At 68.6% G+C, this 15,932-nt stretch carries 17 protein-coding genes and 1 tRNA gene; 7 read left to right on the top strand and 11 right to left on the bottom strand.

Features of this window, described 5'->3' with window-relative positions; all coding sequences use genetic code 11:
• Positions 1-11: 11 nt before the first annotated feature.
• The 3 genes from DMC61_RS27470 to DMC61_RS27460 are packed head-to-tail and all read right to left on the bottom strand — an operon-like array spanning position 12 to position 1,859.
• The gene (locus DMC61_RS27470) at positions 12-470 is read right to left on the bottom strand and encodes a hypothetical protein (protein ID WP_016336104.1); all 459 of its coding nucleotides are present in this window, start codon (positions 468-470) and stop codon (positions 12-14) included.
• A complete protein-coding gene (locus tag DMC61_RS27465; protein ID WP_125692391.1) occupies positions 467-1,225 on the bottom strand; it encodes a metallophosphoesterase in 759 nt (252 codons plus the stop codon). Before DMC61_RS27465 ends, DMC61_RS27470 begins: the two co-directional genes overlap by 4 nt.
• 4 nt (positions 1,226-1,229) lie before the next feature.
• Positions 1,230-1,859, bottom strand: coding sequence for a GntR family transcriptional regulator (locus DMC61_RS27460; RefSeq protein ID WP_125692389.1), 630 nt, complete (start codon positions 1,857-1,859; stop codon positions 1,230-1,232).
• A gap of 46 nt (positions 1,860-1,905) precedes the next feature.
• Between DMC61_RS27460 and DMC61_RS27455 the strand changes: the two genes are divergently transcribed.
• Positions 1,906-3,084, top strand: a complete 1,179-nt coding sequence (locus DMC61_RS27455; RefSeq protein ID WP_125692387.1) for an aminotransferase class V-fold PLP-dependent enzyme — start codon at positions 1,906-1,908, stop codon at positions 3,082-3,084.
• Here DMC61_RS27455 and DMC61_RS27450 read toward each other — a convergent pair.
• Positions 3,081-3,572 carry a hypothetical protein gene (locus tag DMC61_RS27450; protein WP_016336108.1) on the bottom strand — a complete coding sequence of 164 codons (492 nt, stop codon included), beginning with the start codon at positions 3,570-3,572 and terminating at the stop codon, positions 3,081-3,083. The genes DMC61_RS27455 and DMC61_RS27450 overlap by 4 nt on opposite strands.
• Positions 3,573-3,635: 63 nt before the next feature.
• Here DMC61_RS27450 and DMC61_RS27445 point away from each other — a divergent pair, with 63 nt between their 5' ends.
• Genes DMC61_RS27445 through DMC61_RS27435 form a run of 3 tightly spaced genes read left to right on the top strand, consistent with a single transcriptional unit; the run spans position 3,636 to position 6,198 of the window.
• Positions 3,636-4,244 (top strand): TetR/AcrR family transcriptional regulator, encoded by a 609-nt coding sequence (locus DMC61_RS27445; RefSeq protein WP_125692385.1) that lies wholly within the window; start codon positions 3,636-3,638, stop codon positions 4,242-4,244.
• The gene (locus tag DMC61_RS27440; RefSeq protein ID WP_125692383.1) at positions 4,241-5,737 is read left to right on the top strand and encodes an AMP-binding protein; all 1,497 of its coding nucleotides are present in this window, start codon (positions 4,241-4,243) and stop codon (positions 5,735-5,737) included. The genes DMC61_RS27445 and DMC61_RS27440 overlap by 4 nt, the downstream gene beginning before the upstream one ends.
• Before the next feature lie 41 nt (positions 5,738-5,778).
• On the top strand, positions 5,779-6,198 hold the full coding sequence (locus DMC61_RS27435) for a cupin domain-containing protein (protein ID WP_125692381.1): 420 nt from the start codon (positions 5,779-5,781) through the stop codon (positions 6,196-6,198).
• On the opposite strand, the gene DMC61_RS27430 is transcribed toward DMC61_RS27435, so the two are convergent.
• On the bottom strand, positions 6,195-6,713 hold the full coding sequence (locus DMC61_RS27430) for a MarR family winged helix-turn-helix transcriptional regulator (protein WP_125692379.1): 519 nt from the start codon (positions 6,711-6,713) through the stop codon (positions 6,195-6,197). The two genes, DMC61_RS27435 and DMC61_RS27430, sit on opposite strands and share 4 nt — an antisense overlap.
• Before the next feature lie 13 nt (positions 6,714-6,726).
• Between DMC61_RS27430 and DMC61_RS27425 the strand changes: the two genes are divergently transcribed.
• Positions 6,727-7,230 (top strand): carboxymuconolactone decarboxylase family protein, encoded by a 504-nt coding sequence (locus DMC61_RS27425; protein WP_125692378.1) that lies wholly within the window; start codon positions 6,727-6,729, stop codon positions 7,228-7,230.
• 277 nt (positions 7,231-7,507) lie between these two features.
• Here the strand turns inward: DMC61_RS27425 and DMC61_RS27420 are convergent, their stop codons facing one another.
• The 4 genes from DMC61_RS27420 to DMC61_RS27405 form a co-directional block, all read right to left on the bottom strand.
• Positions 7,508-8,461: a GNAT family N-acetyltransferase gene (locus tag DMC61_RS27420; RefSeq protein WP_125692376.1), complete on the bottom strand. Its 954-nt coding sequence runs from the start codon at positions 8,459-8,461 to the stop codon at positions 7,508-7,510.
• A 47-nt stretch (positions 8,462-8,508) separates the two neighbouring features.
• Positions 8,509-8,580 (bottom strand) — tRNA-Val (locus tag DMC61_RS27415).
• A gap of 38 nt (positions 8,581-8,618) precedes the next feature.
• Positions 8,619-9,080: a peroxiredoxin gene (locus tag DMC61_RS27410; protein WP_016336116.1), complete on the bottom strand. Its 462-nt coding sequence runs from the start codon at positions 9,078-9,080 to the stop codon at positions 8,619-8,621.
• A gap of 76 nt (positions 9,081-9,156) precedes the next feature.
• Positions 9,157-9,588: a DUF3052 domain-containing protein gene (locus tag DMC61_RS27405; RefSeq protein WP_016336117.1), complete on the bottom strand. Its 432-nt coding sequence runs from the start codon at positions 9,586-9,588 to the stop codon at positions 9,157-9,159.
• A 402-nt stretch (positions 9,589-9,990) separates the two neighbouring features.
• Here DMC61_RS27405 and aceE point away from each other — a divergent pair, with 402 nt between their 5' ends.
• Together aceE and DMC61_RS27395 are read left to right on the top strand one after the other, a co-directional pair.
• The gene (gene aceE, locus DMC61_RS27400; protein ID WP_125692374.1) at positions 9,991-12,786 is read left to right on the top strand and encodes a pyruvate dehydrogenase (acetyl-transferring), homodimeric type; all 2,796 of its coding nucleotides are present in this window, start codon (positions 9,991-9,993) and stop codon (positions 12,784-12,786) included.
• A gap of 116 nt (positions 12,787-12,902) precedes the next feature.
• Positions 12,903-14,114 carry an alpha-hydroxy acid oxidase gene (locus DMC61_RS27395; protein WP_125692372.1) on the top strand — a complete coding sequence of 404 codons (1,212 nt, stop codon included), beginning with the start codon at positions 12,903-12,905 and terminating at the stop codon, positions 14,112-14,114.
• On the opposite strand, the gene DMC61_RS27390 is transcribed toward DMC61_RS27395, so the two are convergent.
• Both DMC61_RS27390 and DMC61_RS27385 read right to left on the bottom strand, forming a co-directional pair.
• Positions 14,111-14,749, bottom strand: a complete 639-nt coding sequence (locus tag DMC61_RS27390; protein WP_016336119.1) for a nicotinamide mononucleotide transporter family protein — start codon at positions 14,747-14,749, stop codon at positions 14,111-14,113. The genes DMC61_RS27395 and DMC61_RS27390 overlap by 4 nt on opposite strands.
• Positions 14,750-14,941: 192 nt before the next feature.
• Positions 14,942-15,679, bottom strand: coding sequence for a hypothetical protein (locus DMC61_RS27385; RefSeq protein ID WP_016336120.1), 738 nt, complete (start codon positions 15,677-15,679; stop codon positions 14,942-14,944).
• Positions 15,680-15,932 lie beyond the last annotated feature (253 nt).

Raw genomic sequence — 15,932 nt, 5'->3', positions numbered from 1 at the left:
GCCGGCGCGGCTCAGCCACCGGCGAGCTTCTTGATCTCGTAGTCGGGCACGTTCACGCCCACGGCGAGGCTCGGGCTCCAATCGATACCGAGCTCTTCGGCGGCCCGCTGCGCCTTGATCGCACCTTTCCTGCCTTCGTAAGTCGACCACGGGTTGAATTTCACGAAGGCCGGCTTCGGATCCGAGGCTTTCCACACGGAGACGAGCACGGTGCCGAGCACCTCACCCGTGACCACGTACCCGACGGGGACTTCGGCGTCGACCACGACACCCGTCGTCGCCCCGTCCCGGTTCTCACCCACCTCGACCTGGAGGAACTCGGGACGCGCGGTCCGCACCGCGTCGGCGACGGGGCCGACGGTGGTCATGGCGCCCGTCGGGGCGGGAGCCTGGCTCTTCTCGGGAATGAACAGCGCGCATCCGCTCAGCAGCATCGCCAAGGCAGCCAGCATCGTGAGCCGTCGGATCACGGCACCACCCGCTGGTGCGTCGTCAGCCTGCCGTCGTCGTGGAGCACGTGGAACAGCAGCGACGGCGGCAGGTCGTAGTCGATCGGGCCGCCTTCACTCCAGTGCCGGAGACCGTTCTCCTCCCACGGGAACAGGATGCTCGACCCGACCGAGGGCGCCGAACGCAGCGGCACACCCGCGAACGTCGTCGACGCCGCGGTGTGGACGTGCCCGCAGAGCAGGGCGGCCACGCGCGGGTGGCGGGCCAGCACTTCGGCCAGCTTGTCCTCGCCGTACTGGCGCATCGCGTCCACCAGCGGCAGGCCGAGCGGGACCGGCGGGTGGTGGAAGGCGATGAAGGCCGGGCCGTCGCCGTCGGCGAGAACGCTGTCCAGCCACGCCATGGTCTCGTCGTCGAACCGCCCGTCCGGCTTGCCAGGGACGCTCGAATCGGCCATGACGAACGTGACGTCGCCGACGGTGTGCGCCACGTTGACCGGCGATTCGTCCGGTGCCTGCCCGAGCAGCCCTTCACGGAAGGGGCCGCGCTTGTCGTGGTTGCCGGGGCAGGTGAAGAGCGGTGTGTCGGTCTTGAACAGCTCGGCCGCGCGCCGGTACTCCTCGACGGTGCCGTGGTCGGAGATGTCACCGGTCACGAGGATCGCGTCGACCGGTGTCGCCAGGCCTTCCAGGTACCGCATGACCCGCGCCGTCCGTTCGTCGGCGCGCTCCCCGCCGTCGAGATGGTTGTCGCTCAGATGTGCCGTCACGAACATCGTGTCACCCCATGTCTTCCAGATATGCCAACGTTTTCACCCAGTTCCGCCCGAGCAGCCCGACGGCGGCCTCGAGGTCCGCGGCGCGGATCGCCTCGGCGATCCGGCGGTGCTCGTCGATACTCTCCCTCGAACGCTCGGCGCCACCGAAATAGCGCGCGTCATAGCGTTTCAGGAGCGGCTTCGTCTGCTCCAGCAACCGCAGCAGATGCGGATTCGTGCAGCGCGAGACGAGCAGCGCGTGCCAACGATCATCCAAAGTGGACAGATCACCCTGCTGCCCGAGTTCCTCGGTCATCTCGTCGGCGATCCGGTCCAGGCCGCCGGTGAGCCCGGCGAGGTCCTGCGGCGAACTCCAGCGCAGCGCGAGCGATTCCAGCTCCGCGACGAGCGGGTACAGCTGCCGGGCCTCCTCCGGATCGAACGGCGGCACGAGGAAGCCCCGGTTCGGCGCCGAGACGAGCAGGCCGCGGTCGGCCAGCCCGATCAGTGCCTCGCGCAACGGGGTGCGGCTGACGCCCAGCTCCCGGGCGAGGTGCACCTCGTTGATGCGGCTGTCCGCGGCGATCCGGCCGTCGAGCACACGAGCGGTGATCTCCTCCGCGAGGTCGCGGCGGAGCAGGTTCCTCGTCATCGGTGCAGTATTGCATGCACTTCGGCCGTACTGTATTCAGTTAGGCATGACGGACTTCGATGTGCACCGCGCCCGCGCCGAAACCCCGGGCTGCGCGGAGGTGGTCCACCTCAACAACGCCGGTTCGTCGCTTCCACCCGCCCGGGTGACCGACACCGTCGTCGATTACCTGCGCGAAGAGGCCCTGATCGGCGGATACGAGCAGGCCGCGGCGACCGCGGAACGGATGCGGGGCGTCTACTCCTCGGCCGCCCGCCTCGTCGGCGCCGGCCCCGACGACATCGCCCTGACCGACAACGCGACGCGCTCCTGGCAGGCGATCTTCTACGCGCTGCCGTTCGCCGCCGGAGACCGGATCCTGACGGCGAAATCCGAGTACGCGAGCAACGTCATCTCCTTCCTGCAGATCGCGAAGCGCACCGGCGCCGTCGTCGAGGTGGTCGACAACGACGAGTCCGGACAGCTGGACGTCGAGGACCTCAAGCGCCGCGTCGACGGCGACGTCAAGCTGATCGCCGTCTCCCACGTGCCGACGCAGGGCGGGCTGGTGAACCCGGCCGAGGAGATCGGCGCGGTGGCCAGGGCGGCAGGGATCCCGTTCCTGCTGGACGCGTGCCAGAGCGCCGGCCAGATCGACCTCGACGTCGCACGGCTGAACTGCGACGCGCTCAGCGTGACCGGCCGCAAGTACCTGCGCGGACCGCGGGGCACCGGATTCCTTTACGCGCACCCGCGGCTGCGTGAACGCGTCGAGCCCGCGATGCTCGATCTCCATTCGGCGGTGTGGACGGCGCCCGAAAGCTACGAGGTCGATCCGACGGCGAAGATGTTCGAGGTCTGGGAACGCGATCACGCCGCCCTGCACGGTCTCGGCGCGGCGATCGACTACGCCCTCGAATGGGGTATGCCCGCCATCGAAGCCCGCGTCGCCGCGCTGGCGGCGAAACTGCGTGACGCGCTCCGCGAGATCCCCGGCGTCCGCGTCCACGACCAGGGCGTGCGGCAGTGCGGGATCGTCACGTTCAGCGTGGCGGAAACGCCGTCACAGGAAGTGAAGCAGCGCCTGGCCGCGGCGAAGATCAACGTCAGCGTCACCGAAGCGACGTCCGCCCAGTTCGACTTCGCCGAGCGCGGGCTGCCGCCGATGGTCCGGTCTTCGGTGCACTACTTCAACACCGAAGACGACATCGCCCTCCTCGTCGGCGAAGTCGGAAAACTGGTTTAACGGCGCGAAAGCAGCGAATCGGACGGCGGGGCGTACGGCAGCCCCGTCGTCTTCGCGCGCTTGCCGATCACCAGCGCCTCCCCCAGCAGGCTGACGCCGATCGACAGCGTCACCGGCCGCGCGTCGGGATGCGCCCCCGCCGTGGTGGCCAGGAAACCGATCCCGAAGTTCACCAGCAGCGACAGCACCCATACGCCGAACGTCCAGCCGGTGTAGCGCAGCCACAGCACGCCGTCGCGCTCGAACAGTTTCGTGGTGGTGGCGCGCACCGCGCCGAGACCGCACCCGACCGCGGACCCCAGCGCGAGCCAGAGGCCGTCGGCGAAGGTGAAGATCTCCAGCTTGACCAGGCCGTAGACGCCGATCGCGAGGAGGATCACCGGCGCCCCGAACACCTCCCGGGCCACCAACGGCTCCCCGCGCAGCCTGCGCACGATGAGCACGATCACCACGGCGACCACGAGCGCGATCAGCAACCAGGTCCGCATGAACTCCCCCTTTGTAGCACGAGTGTGCCAAATAAAATAGCAAGGTCGTGCTATAAAGGCAACGTGCCCAAGATCGTCGACCCGGAAGCCCGCCGCCTGGAGATAGCCGAAGCTGTCTTCCGGGTGATCCAGCGGGACGGCCTCGCGCAGGCGTCACTCAGGAGCGTGGCCGAAGAGGCCGGTCTCGCGATCGGTTCGGTGCGGCACTACTTCGGCGGCCATGACGAGTTGATCGTGTTCGCCATGCGCGCGCTCGGCGACCGGCTGGAGGCACGGTTGGCGGGACACCTCCCCGTTCTGCTCGACCCCGCGACACCCCGCTCGCGGCGGCAGGAAGTCACCGAGGCGTTCCTCGGCGAACTGCTTCCGCTCACCGAGCAGACCCGGGCCGAAGCCGACGTCTGGCTGGCGTTCTCGGCCGCCGCGAAGAACCGCCCCGACCTCGCCGAGGAGGCCACCCGCATGCATGAGGGGGTTCGATTCCTCGTCCGCCGGGTGCTCGAGGGCGCGGACGAAGCGGGCGGCCTGCTCGGCGACCTCGATGTTGCCGTCGAGACCGAACGGCTCGCCGCGCTGCTGGACGGGCTCGCGTTGTCGGCGGGCCGGACCTCACCGGAACTGATGCGCACGGTGCTCCGGCGGCATCTGGAATCCCTGAGGCGCCCGGGATGAGCACCTTCTACGAGATCGCCGCCCAGGACCCCGGCCGCGTCGCGGTGATCGACGTCGACGGCCGCGAGACCACCTTCGGCGAACTTTCGGCGCGGGCGAACCAGCTGACCCACGCCTTGCGGGCGCTCGGTCTCGGCGAAGGCGACGGCGTCGTCGCGATCATCCACAATGGACTCACCTACTACGAGCTCCTGCTGGCGACCCTGCAGGCGGGGATGTACTTCACCCCGGTCAACCACCGGTCTTCGCCTGCGGAGATCGCCTACATCGCAGCCGACAGCGGGGCCAAGGTCGCCGTCGCGGACGCTGACATCGCGGCCACGTGCACCGCGGAACTGGGTGACCTGCACCGGTTTTCGCGCGGCGAGACGCCCGGCTGGGCCGAGTACGAGGCTTGGGGAACGGACCAGCCCACGACCACGCCGGAGCGGCGGACCGCCGGCCAGACGATGCTCTACACCTCCGGGACCACGGGGCGCCCCAAAGGCGTCCGGCGCACCCTTTCGGGGCGGCCGCCCGCACTGCACCCGATCCACGCGCACACCCTCGAACGCCTGGACGTCCGGCCGGGGCACGGCGTGCACCTCGTCGCCTGCCCGCTCTACCACGCGGCGCCCGGGATGTTCTCGACCGCGGCCCTGCATCTCGGGCACACGCTCGTGCTGATGGACCGGTTCGACGCCGCGGAAACGCTGCGGCTCACCGAAAAGCACCGCGTGACGAGCACTCATCTCGTGCCGACGATGTTCCACCGCATGCTGCGGCTGCCCGAGGACGTGCGTACGCGCCACGACCTGTCGAGCCTGACGTCGGTGATCCACGGCGCCGCCCCGTGCCCCCGGGAAGTCAAGGAGCGCATGCTCGCCTGGCTCGGTCCGGTGGTGCACGAGTACTACGGCGCGTCCGAGGGCCTGATCACGGCGGTGCACGCACGCGAATGGCTCGCCGAGCCGGGTACCGTCGGCAAGCCGCTGAACGGAGTGCGCGTCGAGGTTCTCGACGACGACGGACGTGAACTCCCCGCGGGCGAGGCCGGGATGCTCTACTTCAGTTCCGCGCACACGAAATTCGACTATCACGGCGATCCGGGCAAGACGGCCGCCGCACGCTCCGGGGAGTTCGTCACCGTCGGGGACGTCGGCTATCTCGACGCCGACGGACGGGTGTTCCTGTGCGACCGGCGGACGGATCTCATCCTCTCCGGCGGCGTGAACATCTACCCGGCCGAGATCGAGGCGCGGCTGCTGAGCCATCCCGACGTCGCGGACGTCGCGGTGATCGGGGAGCCGGATCCCGAATGGGGCCAACGGGTCGTCGCCGTCGTGCAGCCTGCCGAGGGGGTCACCGGGGATCCCGCGCTGGCGGAACGGCTCGAAGAGCACTGCCGGGCCGAGCTCGCCGGGTTCAAGACGCCGCGCCGGTTCGACTTCCGGGAGCGGCTGCCGCGGACGGAGAGCGGCAAGATGCTGCGGCGGACGCTTCGGGCGGAATGAACGGCCCGTTCGGGCAGTACCGATCACGGTACCGTTCGCTCATGCGCCTGCGGTCCGTGACCACGCTGCTCGCCACCCTCGTTCTCGCGCTCGCCGTCCCCGCGACGGCCGAGGCGACTCCCGGCTCCGGGGTGACCGGGACGATCTTCTCGCAGAGGACGGTCGGGAACACCGACTACGTGCTACGCGAGGTCGTCATCCAGCCCGGCGGCTACACCGGCTGGCACTACCACGACGGAAAGCTGTACGCGTACGTCAAGGCAGGCACGCTGACGCACAACTCGGCCGACTGCGGGCTCGACGGCCTGTACCGGAAGGGCGCCGTCTTCACCGAGCCGAGCGACACCGTCCACATCGGACGGAACCTCGGGACGACACCGGTGGTGCTGGAGGTGCTTTACGTGCTGCCGCACGGGAGCCCGCTGTCGCAGGACGCGCCGAACCCGGGGTGCCCGTTCTAGGCACCGAACCAGCCGGCGACATCGAGGCGGAAGCCGTCCGACGGCGCCATCGTGCGGAGGTCGGCTTCGAGCGCGCGGACCCTGTCGATGCCCAACGTGCCGGCCCAATCCTCGCGCAGCTCCTCGAAGATCGCCGCCGACCGGCCGAGTGAGTCGAACCCACGACCGGTGAGCCGGACGACCTTGCGCCGCGCGTCGGCCGGGTCGTCCACGCGCACGACGTAGCCGAGCTGCTCCAGCTTGTCGACGGTCTTGCCCGCCGCCTGCTTGCTGACCCCGAGCCGCCGCCCGATCTCGCTCGCGGTCGCGCCTTCGCGGCCGATCGCCTGCATGGCGAAGCCGTACACCGGGCGGACGTCCGGATGTCCCTGCTCGGCGAGCTCGGCGTGCAACCGGTCGATGATCGTGCGGAAACCCGCGAACAGGAGGAGCGGCAGCTCGAAGCCGGGGGTTTCGCGAACTCGCTTGCCAGATTCGACAACCTGGTTTACCTTTTCGTCAACCACGTTGACCATCTTAGGGGGAACCTTGTTCACCGATCACACCGTCGAAACCGCGCCCGAAGCCTCGCGTCGCGCCATGGAAGCGACCATCCGGAAGTTCGGGCACCTCCCCACCGCCGTAGCCCGGCAGGCGTCGTCACCCGAACTGCTCGACGGATTCCTGAAACTCAGCGTGAGCTTCGAGCGGACGACACTCGACCCCCTCGCGCGGGAAACGGTCGTGATGACCGTGGCGACCCGCAACGGCTGCGCGGTGTGCGTCGAGATCCACACGGGCAAGCTGAAGGGTCACCACGCCGACGACGACGTCATCGCGGCACTCCGCTCACAGCAGCCCGTACCCGACGAGCGACTGGAAGCCGTCCGGCAGTTCACCTTGGCGGTGCTCGAAACCGCGGGCGCCGTCGACGACGAGACGCTGCGGACCTTCTTCGGGCACGGATACACCGAACGGAACGCCCTCGAAGTCGTCATGGGCATCGGCGCCTACACGATGTCGACGCTGGCGAACAGGCTCATCCGCGCCTAGTCGCTCAGCGTGATCACCCCTCGCGGTCCGGATCACTCCAATGGCCGCCGATCTTGATGTATCTGGGCAGTCCCGACCGTCTCCTGTCTTGTGCAGCCGAAAGTTCGCCACCCGCGGCGCGGCGCACCGGCGGTCTGGCCTGCCGAGGGGGCAGACCAGACCGCCGAAAACCGAAAACGTTCCACAGGTGTTGGGGGTGCGTGAAGGCCTCCTTCGCTCGGCTGAGCCGAGTGGAGGAGGCCTTCACGTGTCTTGCGCGTTTAGCCGACTAACTGCGTCAGGCTTCGAGTGCCCAGCGCACGTACCGCATCGTCGGCACGAAACCCGCCTTCTCGAAGACCCCGAACGCCCCCGACGGATCCGCCGAGTCCACGTTCAAACTCGCGCGGTCGTAGCCCTGCCCGGCGGCGTCCCGGAGCGCGTGCCCCATCAGCGCGCTCGCGACGCCCCGCCGCCGATACTCCCGAAGCGTCCCGATCGCCATGAAGTGCGCGTCGCGGACGCCGGTGGCCTCCGTATCGGCCTCCCACCACATGGTCACCAGCATCCCGACCGCGGCGCCCGCCTCCCGAAGCAGGAAGCTGGCCTCAGGCTGGAAGGTCTGGTTGGTGATCTTGTTCCGCCAAAGCTCGACAGGCATCGGCACCGCGCCCCAGTAGTCCCGATACGCCGCGTTCCGGACCGCCCGGAAGTCTTCGTCGTTCCGCTCGGACCACGGTTCGACCGTGCACCCCTCGGGGAGCGCCGAAGCATCCAACTCCGAGAGCGAGTGCTCCATCCGCTGGAAGTAGCGCACCGGCACGAACCCCCGCGACCGGACGAGCTCGGCCAGCCCGGCGATGCGCTCCGGCCGATTGACGTCGACCACGAGTTTCGCGTCAGGGTGGTGCAGCGCGTGCACCACCTTCGCCGCCGCCACCCCCGCGTCGACGAGCGCACCGCCGATCCCCCGCCGGCGATACGCGGGATGGACTCCCCCGTCGAGGAAGACCCGATGGATCTCCTCCGCGGACGGCTTGAAGCGGATCTTCATGTAACCCGCCATCACGTCGCCGTCGAAAGCCGCGAGACTCGCCCGTTCCAGGTCCGCGTACGGGTCGATCAGCTCCTGGAGGGTGTCCTCGGCGGTGTAGTTCTCGCCGATCCCGTCGACGGTCTCCATCGCGTTGAGGAGATCGGCCGACGCCTGGGCGTCCTGCGGGGCGAGAGGCCGCCACGTGAGGTCGTGCATCCGGCTCAAGGTAGTCCCGCGAGGGCGGGGTGTCGCCGGGTTTTCGGTGGGCGCAGTAGGGATCGAACCTACGACCGCTCGGGTGTAAACCGAGTGCTCTCCCGCTGAGCTATGCGCCCGGGAGGTGGCACCCGCGCACGGGTGCCACCGTGAAGACTCAGGCCAGCGAGGCCACGGCCTTCTTCCACGCCTGCTGGTCGCGCGCCTCACCGGGCTGGTTGACCTCGGCGAACCGGACGACGCCGTCCTTGTCGATCAGGAAGGTGCCGCGGGTGGCCAGGCCGGCCGCCTCGTTGAAGACGCCGTAGGCCTTCGCGACCTCGCCGTGCGGCCAGAAGTCCGAAAGCAGCGGGAACTGGTAGCCCTCCTGCTCGGCCCACGCCTTGAGCGAGAACGGGGTGTCCACGGACACGCCGATCACCTGGACGCCCTGGCCGTCGTAGTCCGCGAACTCGTCGCGGAGCTGGCACAGCTCACCGGTGCAGATGCCGCTGAACGCGAACGGGTAGAACACGAGCAGGACCGGCTTGTCACCCTTGAAGGACGACAGCGTCACGGACTGCTTGTTGTAGTCGTTGAGCGTGAAGTCCGGGGCTTGCGATCCGACCTCGACGGCCATACCGGCGGTTTCCTCTCAAGAGCGAACAGGGGCCTGCGACGACAACCCTATCGTGTCGATCACGCGCCTGGAGAAGTCACCGCTTGGTCTTGGACGACTTCGGCGAAACCAGCCGCGTGCCCGCCCACTTGGGGCCGGCACTGATGTTGGCCGTCTGTGCCAGTCCGACCTGCGGCACCGCCTCGGCGATGTCACTCGGCTCGACATGCCCGGGCTGGCCCGTCTTCGGGGTCAGCACCCAGATCACGCCGTTCTCGTTCAGGGGAGTCCGGACCTCGATCAGCGTGTCACCGAGATCACCGTCGTCTTCGCGCCACCACAGCAGCACCACGTCGATGACCTCGTCGGCGTCCTCGTCGAGGATGTCGCCACCGATCTGTTCCTCGATCGCCGCACGAAGGTCGTCGTCGACGTCCTCGTCCCAGCCGATCTCCTGGACCACCATGTCCGGCTTGATCCCGAGCCTTTCGGCGACGCTGCTCTGATCAGCGTCTCCCGCGGCGACCACTGCTGTCACTCCTCCAACTACGACGGAGCGTGGTGTCGCGTCGGCCTCGACGGCCGGGCGGGCACCACACTCGGGTACACGATGCCCGTTAGCGAACACTGGTGAAGCGTTCCGCGCAACCGTCCACACCGGATCTTGAACAACTCGTGTCGCGGCGTACGGACATTCAGCCCACTCCCGGAGGGCCATTTCGGGCGCGCCTGGGCACCTCCGAACGGCCTGCTTTAGGGTGGGAGAGAAAACGCGCGCGCGAGTACAGGCGCGTGCGAGGCGTGTCGCAATCGGGTCCGCGAACGTTACCGATCAGTAGCGGTGACGCGAACGGAACCGGAGGACGACGATGGACGGCGAACACGCCCGCGTACGAGCACAACCAGCTACCACCTTTCGCAAGGAGACCCCTTGGCCCCGCAGAACGACGGCGCCTCCGGCAAGGAGACCCCGGCACGCGTCCGCGTCATCCGTGACGGATTGGCGGCGCACCTGCCCGACATCGACCCGGAGGAGACCGCCGAATGGCTGGACTCCTTCGACGAGGCGCTGGCCAGGGGTGGTCAGCAGCGCGCCCGGTACCTGATGCTGCGCATCCTCGAGCGGGCCAGGGAGCGCCACGTCGGCGTCCCGGCGCTGACGTCGACGGACTACGTCAACACCATCCCCACCGAGAACGAACCCTGGTTCCCCGGTGACGAGGAGATCGAGCGCCGGTACCGCGCCTACATCCGGTGGAACGCCGCGATCATGGTGCACCGCGCGCAGCGTCCCGGCGTCGGCGTCGGCGGGCACATCTCGACCTACGGCTCGTCCGCGGCGCTGTACGAAGTGGGCTTCAACCACTTCTTCCGCGGCAAGGACCACTCGGGCGGCGGCGACCAGATCTTCATCCAGGGCCACGCCTCCCCCGGCATCTACGCCCGCGCGTTCCTCGAGGGCAGGCTGACCGAGAGCCAGCTGGACGGCTTCCGCCAGGAGTTCTCGCACGCCGGCGAGGGCGGCGGCCTGCCGTCGTACCCGCACCCCCGGCTGATGCCGGAGTTCTGGGAGAACCCGACCGTGTCCATGGGCCTCGGCCCGATGAACGCGATCTACCAGGCGCGATTCAACCGCTACCTGCGCGACCGCGGCATCAAGGACACCAGCGACCAGCACGTCTGGGCGTTCCTCGGCGACGGCGAGATGGACGAGCCGGAATCGCGCGGCCTCATCCACGTGGCCGCGAGCGAGGGCCTCGACAACCTGACCTTCGTGATCAACTGCAACCTGCAGCGGCTCGACGGCCCGGTGCGCGGCAACGGCAAGATCATCCAGGAGCTGGAGTCGTACTTCCGCGGCGCCGGCTGGAACGTCATCAAGGTCATCTGGGGCCGCGAGTGGGACTCGCTGCTGCACGCGGACCGCGACGGCGCGCTGGTCAACCTGATGAACACCACGCCGGACGGCGATTTCCAGACCTACAAGGCCAACGACGGCGCGTTCGTCCGCGAGCACTTCTTCGGCCGCGACCCGCGGACCAAGGAACTCGTCAAGGACCTCACCGACGCCGACGTCTGGAACCTCAAGCGCGGCGGGCACGACTACCGCAAGGTCTACGCGGCCTACAAGTCGTCGCTGGAGCACCACGGCCAGCCGACGGTCATCCTGGCCCACACCATCAAGGGTTACGGCCTCGGACCGTCCTTCGAGGGCCGCAACGCCACGCACCAGATGAAGAAGCTCACCCTCGACGACCTCAAGCTGTTCCGGGACGCCCAGCGCATCCCGATCAGCGACGAGGAGCTCGAGCGCGACCCGAAGCTGCCGCCGTACTACCACCCGGGCAAGGACTCGGCCGAGATCGAGTACATGATCGGCCGCCGCCGCGCGCTCGGCGGGTTCCTGCCGGAGCGCCGCCCGAAGGCCTCGAAGGCCCTCGTGCTGCCCGGCGACAAGGTCTACGAAGGCATCCGGAAGGGCTCGGGCAAGCAGGAGGTCGCCACCACGATGGCGTTCGTCCGGCTCGTCCGCGAGCTGGCGAAGGACTCCGAGATCGGCAAGCGGATCGTCCCGATCATCCCGGACGAGGCGCGCACCTTCGGTCTCGACTCGATGTTCCCGACGGCCAAGATCTACAACCCGCACGGCCAGACGTACACCTCGGTCGACGCGAGCCTGATGCTGGCCTACAAGGAGTCCGAAAAGGGCGTCATCCTGCACGAGGGCATCAACGAGGCGGGCTCGACCGCGTCGTTCACCGCCGTCGGCACCTCGTACGCCACGCACGGCGAGCCGATGATCCCGATCTACATCTTCTACTCGATGTTCGGGTTCCAGCGGACCGGTGACGGCCTCTACGCGGCGGCGGACCAGATGGCCCGCGGGTTCGTGCTCGGCGCCACCGCCGGCCGCACCACGCTGACCGGTGAGGGCCTCCAGCACGCCGACGGGCACTCGCTGCTGCTGGCGGCGACCAACCCGGCCGTCGTGGCCTACGACGCGGCGTGGTCGTTCGAGATCGCCCACATCGTGCGGGACGGTCTTCGCCGGATGTACGGCGAGACCGGGCCGGACGGCAACGGCGAGAACATCTTCTACTACATGACGATCTACAACGAGCCCTACCAGCAGCCCGCCGAGCCCGAGAACCTCGACGTCGACGGCCTGCTCAAGGGTCTCTACAAGTACGCGGACGCCCCGTCGGGCGACGGCCCGGAGGCGCAGATCCTGGTCTCCGGCGTCACCATGCCGGACGCGCTGCGGGCGCAGCAGATGCTGGCCGAGGAGTGGGGCGTGCGCGCGGCCGTGTGGTCGGCGACGTCGTGGACCGAGCTGCGCCGCGAGGCCGTCGAGGTCGACCACGACAACCTGCTCCACCCGGGCGACTCCCCGCGTGTGCCGTACATCACACAGAAGCTGTCCGGCGTGAACGGGCCGGTCGTCGCGGTTTCGGACTGGATGCGGGCCGTGCCGGACCTCATCCGCCCCTGGGTGCCGACCGACATGCTGACGCTGGGCACCGACGGGTTCGGCTTCTCCGACACCCGCCCCGCCGCCCGGCGGAAGTTCCTGGTCGACGCCCAGTCGATCGTGGTCGGCACGCTGAGCGCGCTGGCCAAGCGCGGCGAGATCGACCAGTCGAAGGCGGCGGAGGCGGCGCGCAAGTACCGCCTCGACGACGTCGCGGCCGCGGGTCCGCAGTTGTCGGACTCCGGTAGCGCCTAGCACTGCCATGAACGGTCCGTTCCTTGCGAAATTTGCAAGGAACGGACCGTTCATTGCGTCCGGGACCGGACGAGCTAGGGTGAGACATCGGATGTTTGCGGAAAGGGTGAGCGAGTGTGACCAAGCGTCGATTGCCGAAGCCGGGTGAGCTGAAGCAGATCCTGCGGCCGAAGCCGATCGTGCTCAACCCGACCGACCGGCGGCTGGCGGGCGCGCACACGATTGCCGACCTGCGGATGCTCGCCCGCAAGCGGACGCCGCGGGCGGCGTTCGACTACACCGACGGCGCCGCGGAGCTGGAAGACAGCCTCCGCCGCGCCCGGCAGGCCTTCCGCAGCGTGGAATTCCACCCGAACGTCCTGCGCGGCGTGTCCGATGTGGACACCGGCAAGGAGATCCTCGGCAAGCGTTCGGAGCTGCCGTTCGCGTTCGCGCCGACCGGGTTCACCCGCATGATGAACCACGAGGGCGAGTCCGCGGTGGCCCGCGTCGCGCAGCGCAACGGCATCCCGATGGGGCTGTCGACGATGGCGACGACGTCCATCGAAGACCTCGCCGCGGCCGCCCCGGAGGCCCGCAAGTGGTTCCAGCTCTACGTCTGGCGCGACCACAAAGCCGGCGAAGATCTGATGAATCGCGCCTGGGCCGCCGGCTTCGACACGCTTATGCTGACGGTGGACACCCCGGTCGCGGGCGCGCGGCTGCGCGACGTCCGCAACGGGCTGACCATCCCGCCCGCGCTGACCCTCAAGACGTTCGTCGACGGCGCGATGCATCCGGCGTGGTGGTTCAACCTGCTGACCACCGAGCCGCTGACCTTCGCGTCGCTGAGCCAGTTCGACGGGACCGTCGCCGAGCTGCTCAACCAGCTCTTCGACCCGACGTTGAACTTCGACGACCTCGACTGGGTCCGCCAGACCTGGCCGGGCAAGCTCGTGGTCAAGGGGATCCAGAACGTCGACGACGCGCGTGACGTGGTCAAGCACGGCGCCGACGCCGTCCTGCTGTCCAACCACGGCGGCCGCCAGCTCGACCGCGCGCCGACGCCGATCGAGCTGCTGCCCGCGGTGCTCGACGAGATCCAGGGCGACGCGGAGGTGTGGGTCGACACCGGCATCCTGTCCGGCGGCGACATCGTGGCCGCCATCGCGCGCGGCGCGGACGCGGTGCTCATCGGCCGCGCGTTCCTCTACGGCCTGATGGCGGGCGGCGAGCGCGGGGTTCAGCGGTGCGTGGACATCCTGCGCGCCGAGATGGTGCGGACGATGCAACTGCTGGGTGTCCGCACCGTCGCCGACCTCAAGCCGTCACACGCCACCATGCGCTAGACCGCGGCCGAGACCCCGGACGGCGCGGCGCTGACCTGCTTCGCCGTCCGGTTCCAGCTCCACCAGCCGTGCACGACCAGACCGGCGAACACGATGTACACCGCCGCCGAGAAGTACAGGCCCGAGGAGAGCTGCAGCGGTACGCCGATCGCGTCGACGACCAGCCACACCAGCCAGAACTCGACGAGACCCGCGCCCTGCGCGGCGAAGGCCACCAGCGTGCCGACGAAGATCGCGGCGTCCGGCCACGGCGCCCAGGAGGCGTCGAGCGCGTCGAGGACCAGCGCCATCGCGGTGGTGCCGATCGCGAACGCGCCGATCATCGCCAGGCGCTCGCGGAGCGTGCCCTTGCGGACGACGACGCCGTAGACCGGGTCGCTGCGGCGGGACCAGGCCCACCAGCCGTAGATCGAGATGGCGAGGATCGCGATCTGCCTGGTCGCGAGCCCGCCGAGATGCGCGGAGACGTAGACCGAGAACAAGAGCACGGTGGCGCCGACCTGCACCGGCCACGTCCACAACGTGCGGCGTTGCGCCAGGAAGACCACGGCGAGCGCGAAGATCTGCCCCGCCAGCTCGGCGAAGGAGATCCATTGTCCGAGCACCGTGACACCGTTGTGCAGCAGGAAGTCCACGTCCGCACCCCTCTCCGTCTACCGCTCCAACATGCTCCGTACCGACGCCATTCCCTAGGGAGTGTGAGGTGCGGAACAGCCAGGTGGCTCGAGAGACGCTGAAGGGCCCTCCACCGCGTATTCCGCGGCGATGGGCCCTTCGACTCCACGCGGGCCCGGTGCCTTCCTCGATCACCGGGCCCGCGCGGATGCTCAGGAATCTACGCGACCGATGCCCACGGGCGAAGTCGGCGGCTCCGAACGGACCTCCTGCTTGTGATCCCCGGCCTCGAGCTGCCCCTGCAAATTGGCCAGCCAGCCCTGCCAGCGGTCCTGCGCCGGCTTGATCAGACCGCCACCGAAGCCGACGACGATCACGCCGCCGATGGTGGCGAGGACGGTGATCAGGACCGGCCCGGTGATGGCGGTCGCGATGTTGACCTGGCCGAGCGCGGCGATGATGCCGAACGCCATGATCATCCAGTAGGCGATGGTGCCGAGCAGCCGTCCCGCGGGCCGCGTCGACAGCGCCCCGGTCACCAGGTCGCGGACGACCTTCGCCACGGCGGCCGCGACGATCACCAGCACGAGCGCCACCAGGATCCGCGGCAGGAACGCGATGATGTCGTTCAGCAGCGCGCTGACCGGATTGCTCTCACCGAATACGCCGAACGCGAGCTGCAGCGCGATCAGGAGAATGAAGTAGTACACGAGTTTGACGAGGATCCCGCCCGCGTCGACATTCGCCTGTTTGAGCGTTCCGGTGAGCCCGGTCTTCTCGATGAGCTTGCCGAATCCGATCTTCGACAGAACCAGTCCCAATGCCTTCGACACGGCTTTCGCGATCAACCAGCCGATCAGCAGGATGATCAGGAAACCGATCAATTTCGGCACGAAGGTGGCGACAAGGTTCCATGCTTGTCCCAGACCGTCTTTCAGCTGCTCGCCCACGGCGAACTCCCTCCTCTGCGCATCCGCGACCTACCCGGTGCGGCTTGCGAGGGATCGTTGATCACCGGAACCGCACCGGCAACTCGGCGACCCACGATCGAGTGAGTGAGCTAGCGGGAAAAGATCGACAAGTCCCATACTTGTCCTACCGGTGGGGACCGGGGAGACGAGGCCGTCCGGCGCAGCGAAAAACGCGAGCGCCGGGCGGCCTCGAGTTTTATGCCGAGACCTTTCGCAATTTCGCCGCCAATTA

Origin of the sequence: Amycolatopsis sp. WAC 04169, assembly GCF_003947535.1 — a bacterium.
Classification (GTDB): Bacteria; Actinomycetota; Actinomycetes; order Mycobacteriales; family Pseudonocardiaceae; genus Amycolatopsis; species Amycolatopsis keratiniphila.
Note: the sequence above shows the minus strand (reverse complement) of the source record. Positions and strands in the feature narration are given on the sequence as shown.

Excerpts from the sequence above, each read along its gene's own strand:
- DMC61_RS27410 (WP_016336116.1), bottom strand. The coding sequence starts at position 9,080 with ATGGCCGTCGAGGTCGGATCGCAAGCCCCGGACTTCACGCTCAACGAC.
- DMC61_RS27430 (WP_125692379.1), bottom strand. The coding sequence starts at position 6,713 with ATGGTCAACGTGGTTGACGAAAAGGTAAACCAGGTTGTCGAATCTGGC.
- DMC61_RS27435 (WP_125692381.1), top strand. The coding sequence starts at position 5,779 with ATGCGCCTGCGGTCCGTGACCACGCTGCTCGCCACCCTCGTTCTCGCG.
- DMC61_RS27465 (WP_125692391.1), bottom strand. The coding sequence starts at position 1,225 with ATGTTCGTGACGGCACATCTGAGCGACAACCATCTCGACGGCGGGGAG.
- DMC61_RS27440 (WP_125692383.1), top strand. The coding sequence starts at position 4,241 with ATGAGCACCTTCTACGAGATCGCCGCCCAGGACCCCGGCCGCGTCGCG.
- DMC61_RS27455 (WP_125692387.1), top strand. The coding sequence starts at position 1,906 with ATGACGGACTTCGATGTGCACCGCGCCCGCGCCGAAACCCCGGGCTGC.
- DMC61_RS27420 (WP_125692376.1), bottom strand. The coding sequence starts at position 8,461 with ATGCACGACCTCACGTGGCGGCCTCTCGCCCCGCAGGACGCCCAGGCG.
- DMC61_RS27450 (WP_016336108.1), bottom strand. The coding sequence starts at position 3,572 with ATGCGGACCTGGTTGCTGATCGCGCTCGTGGTCGCCGTGGTGATCGTG.
- DMC61_RS27460 (WP_125692389.1), bottom strand. The coding sequence starts at position 1,859 with ATGACGAGGAACCTGCTCCGCCGCGACCTCGCGGAGGAGATCACCGCT.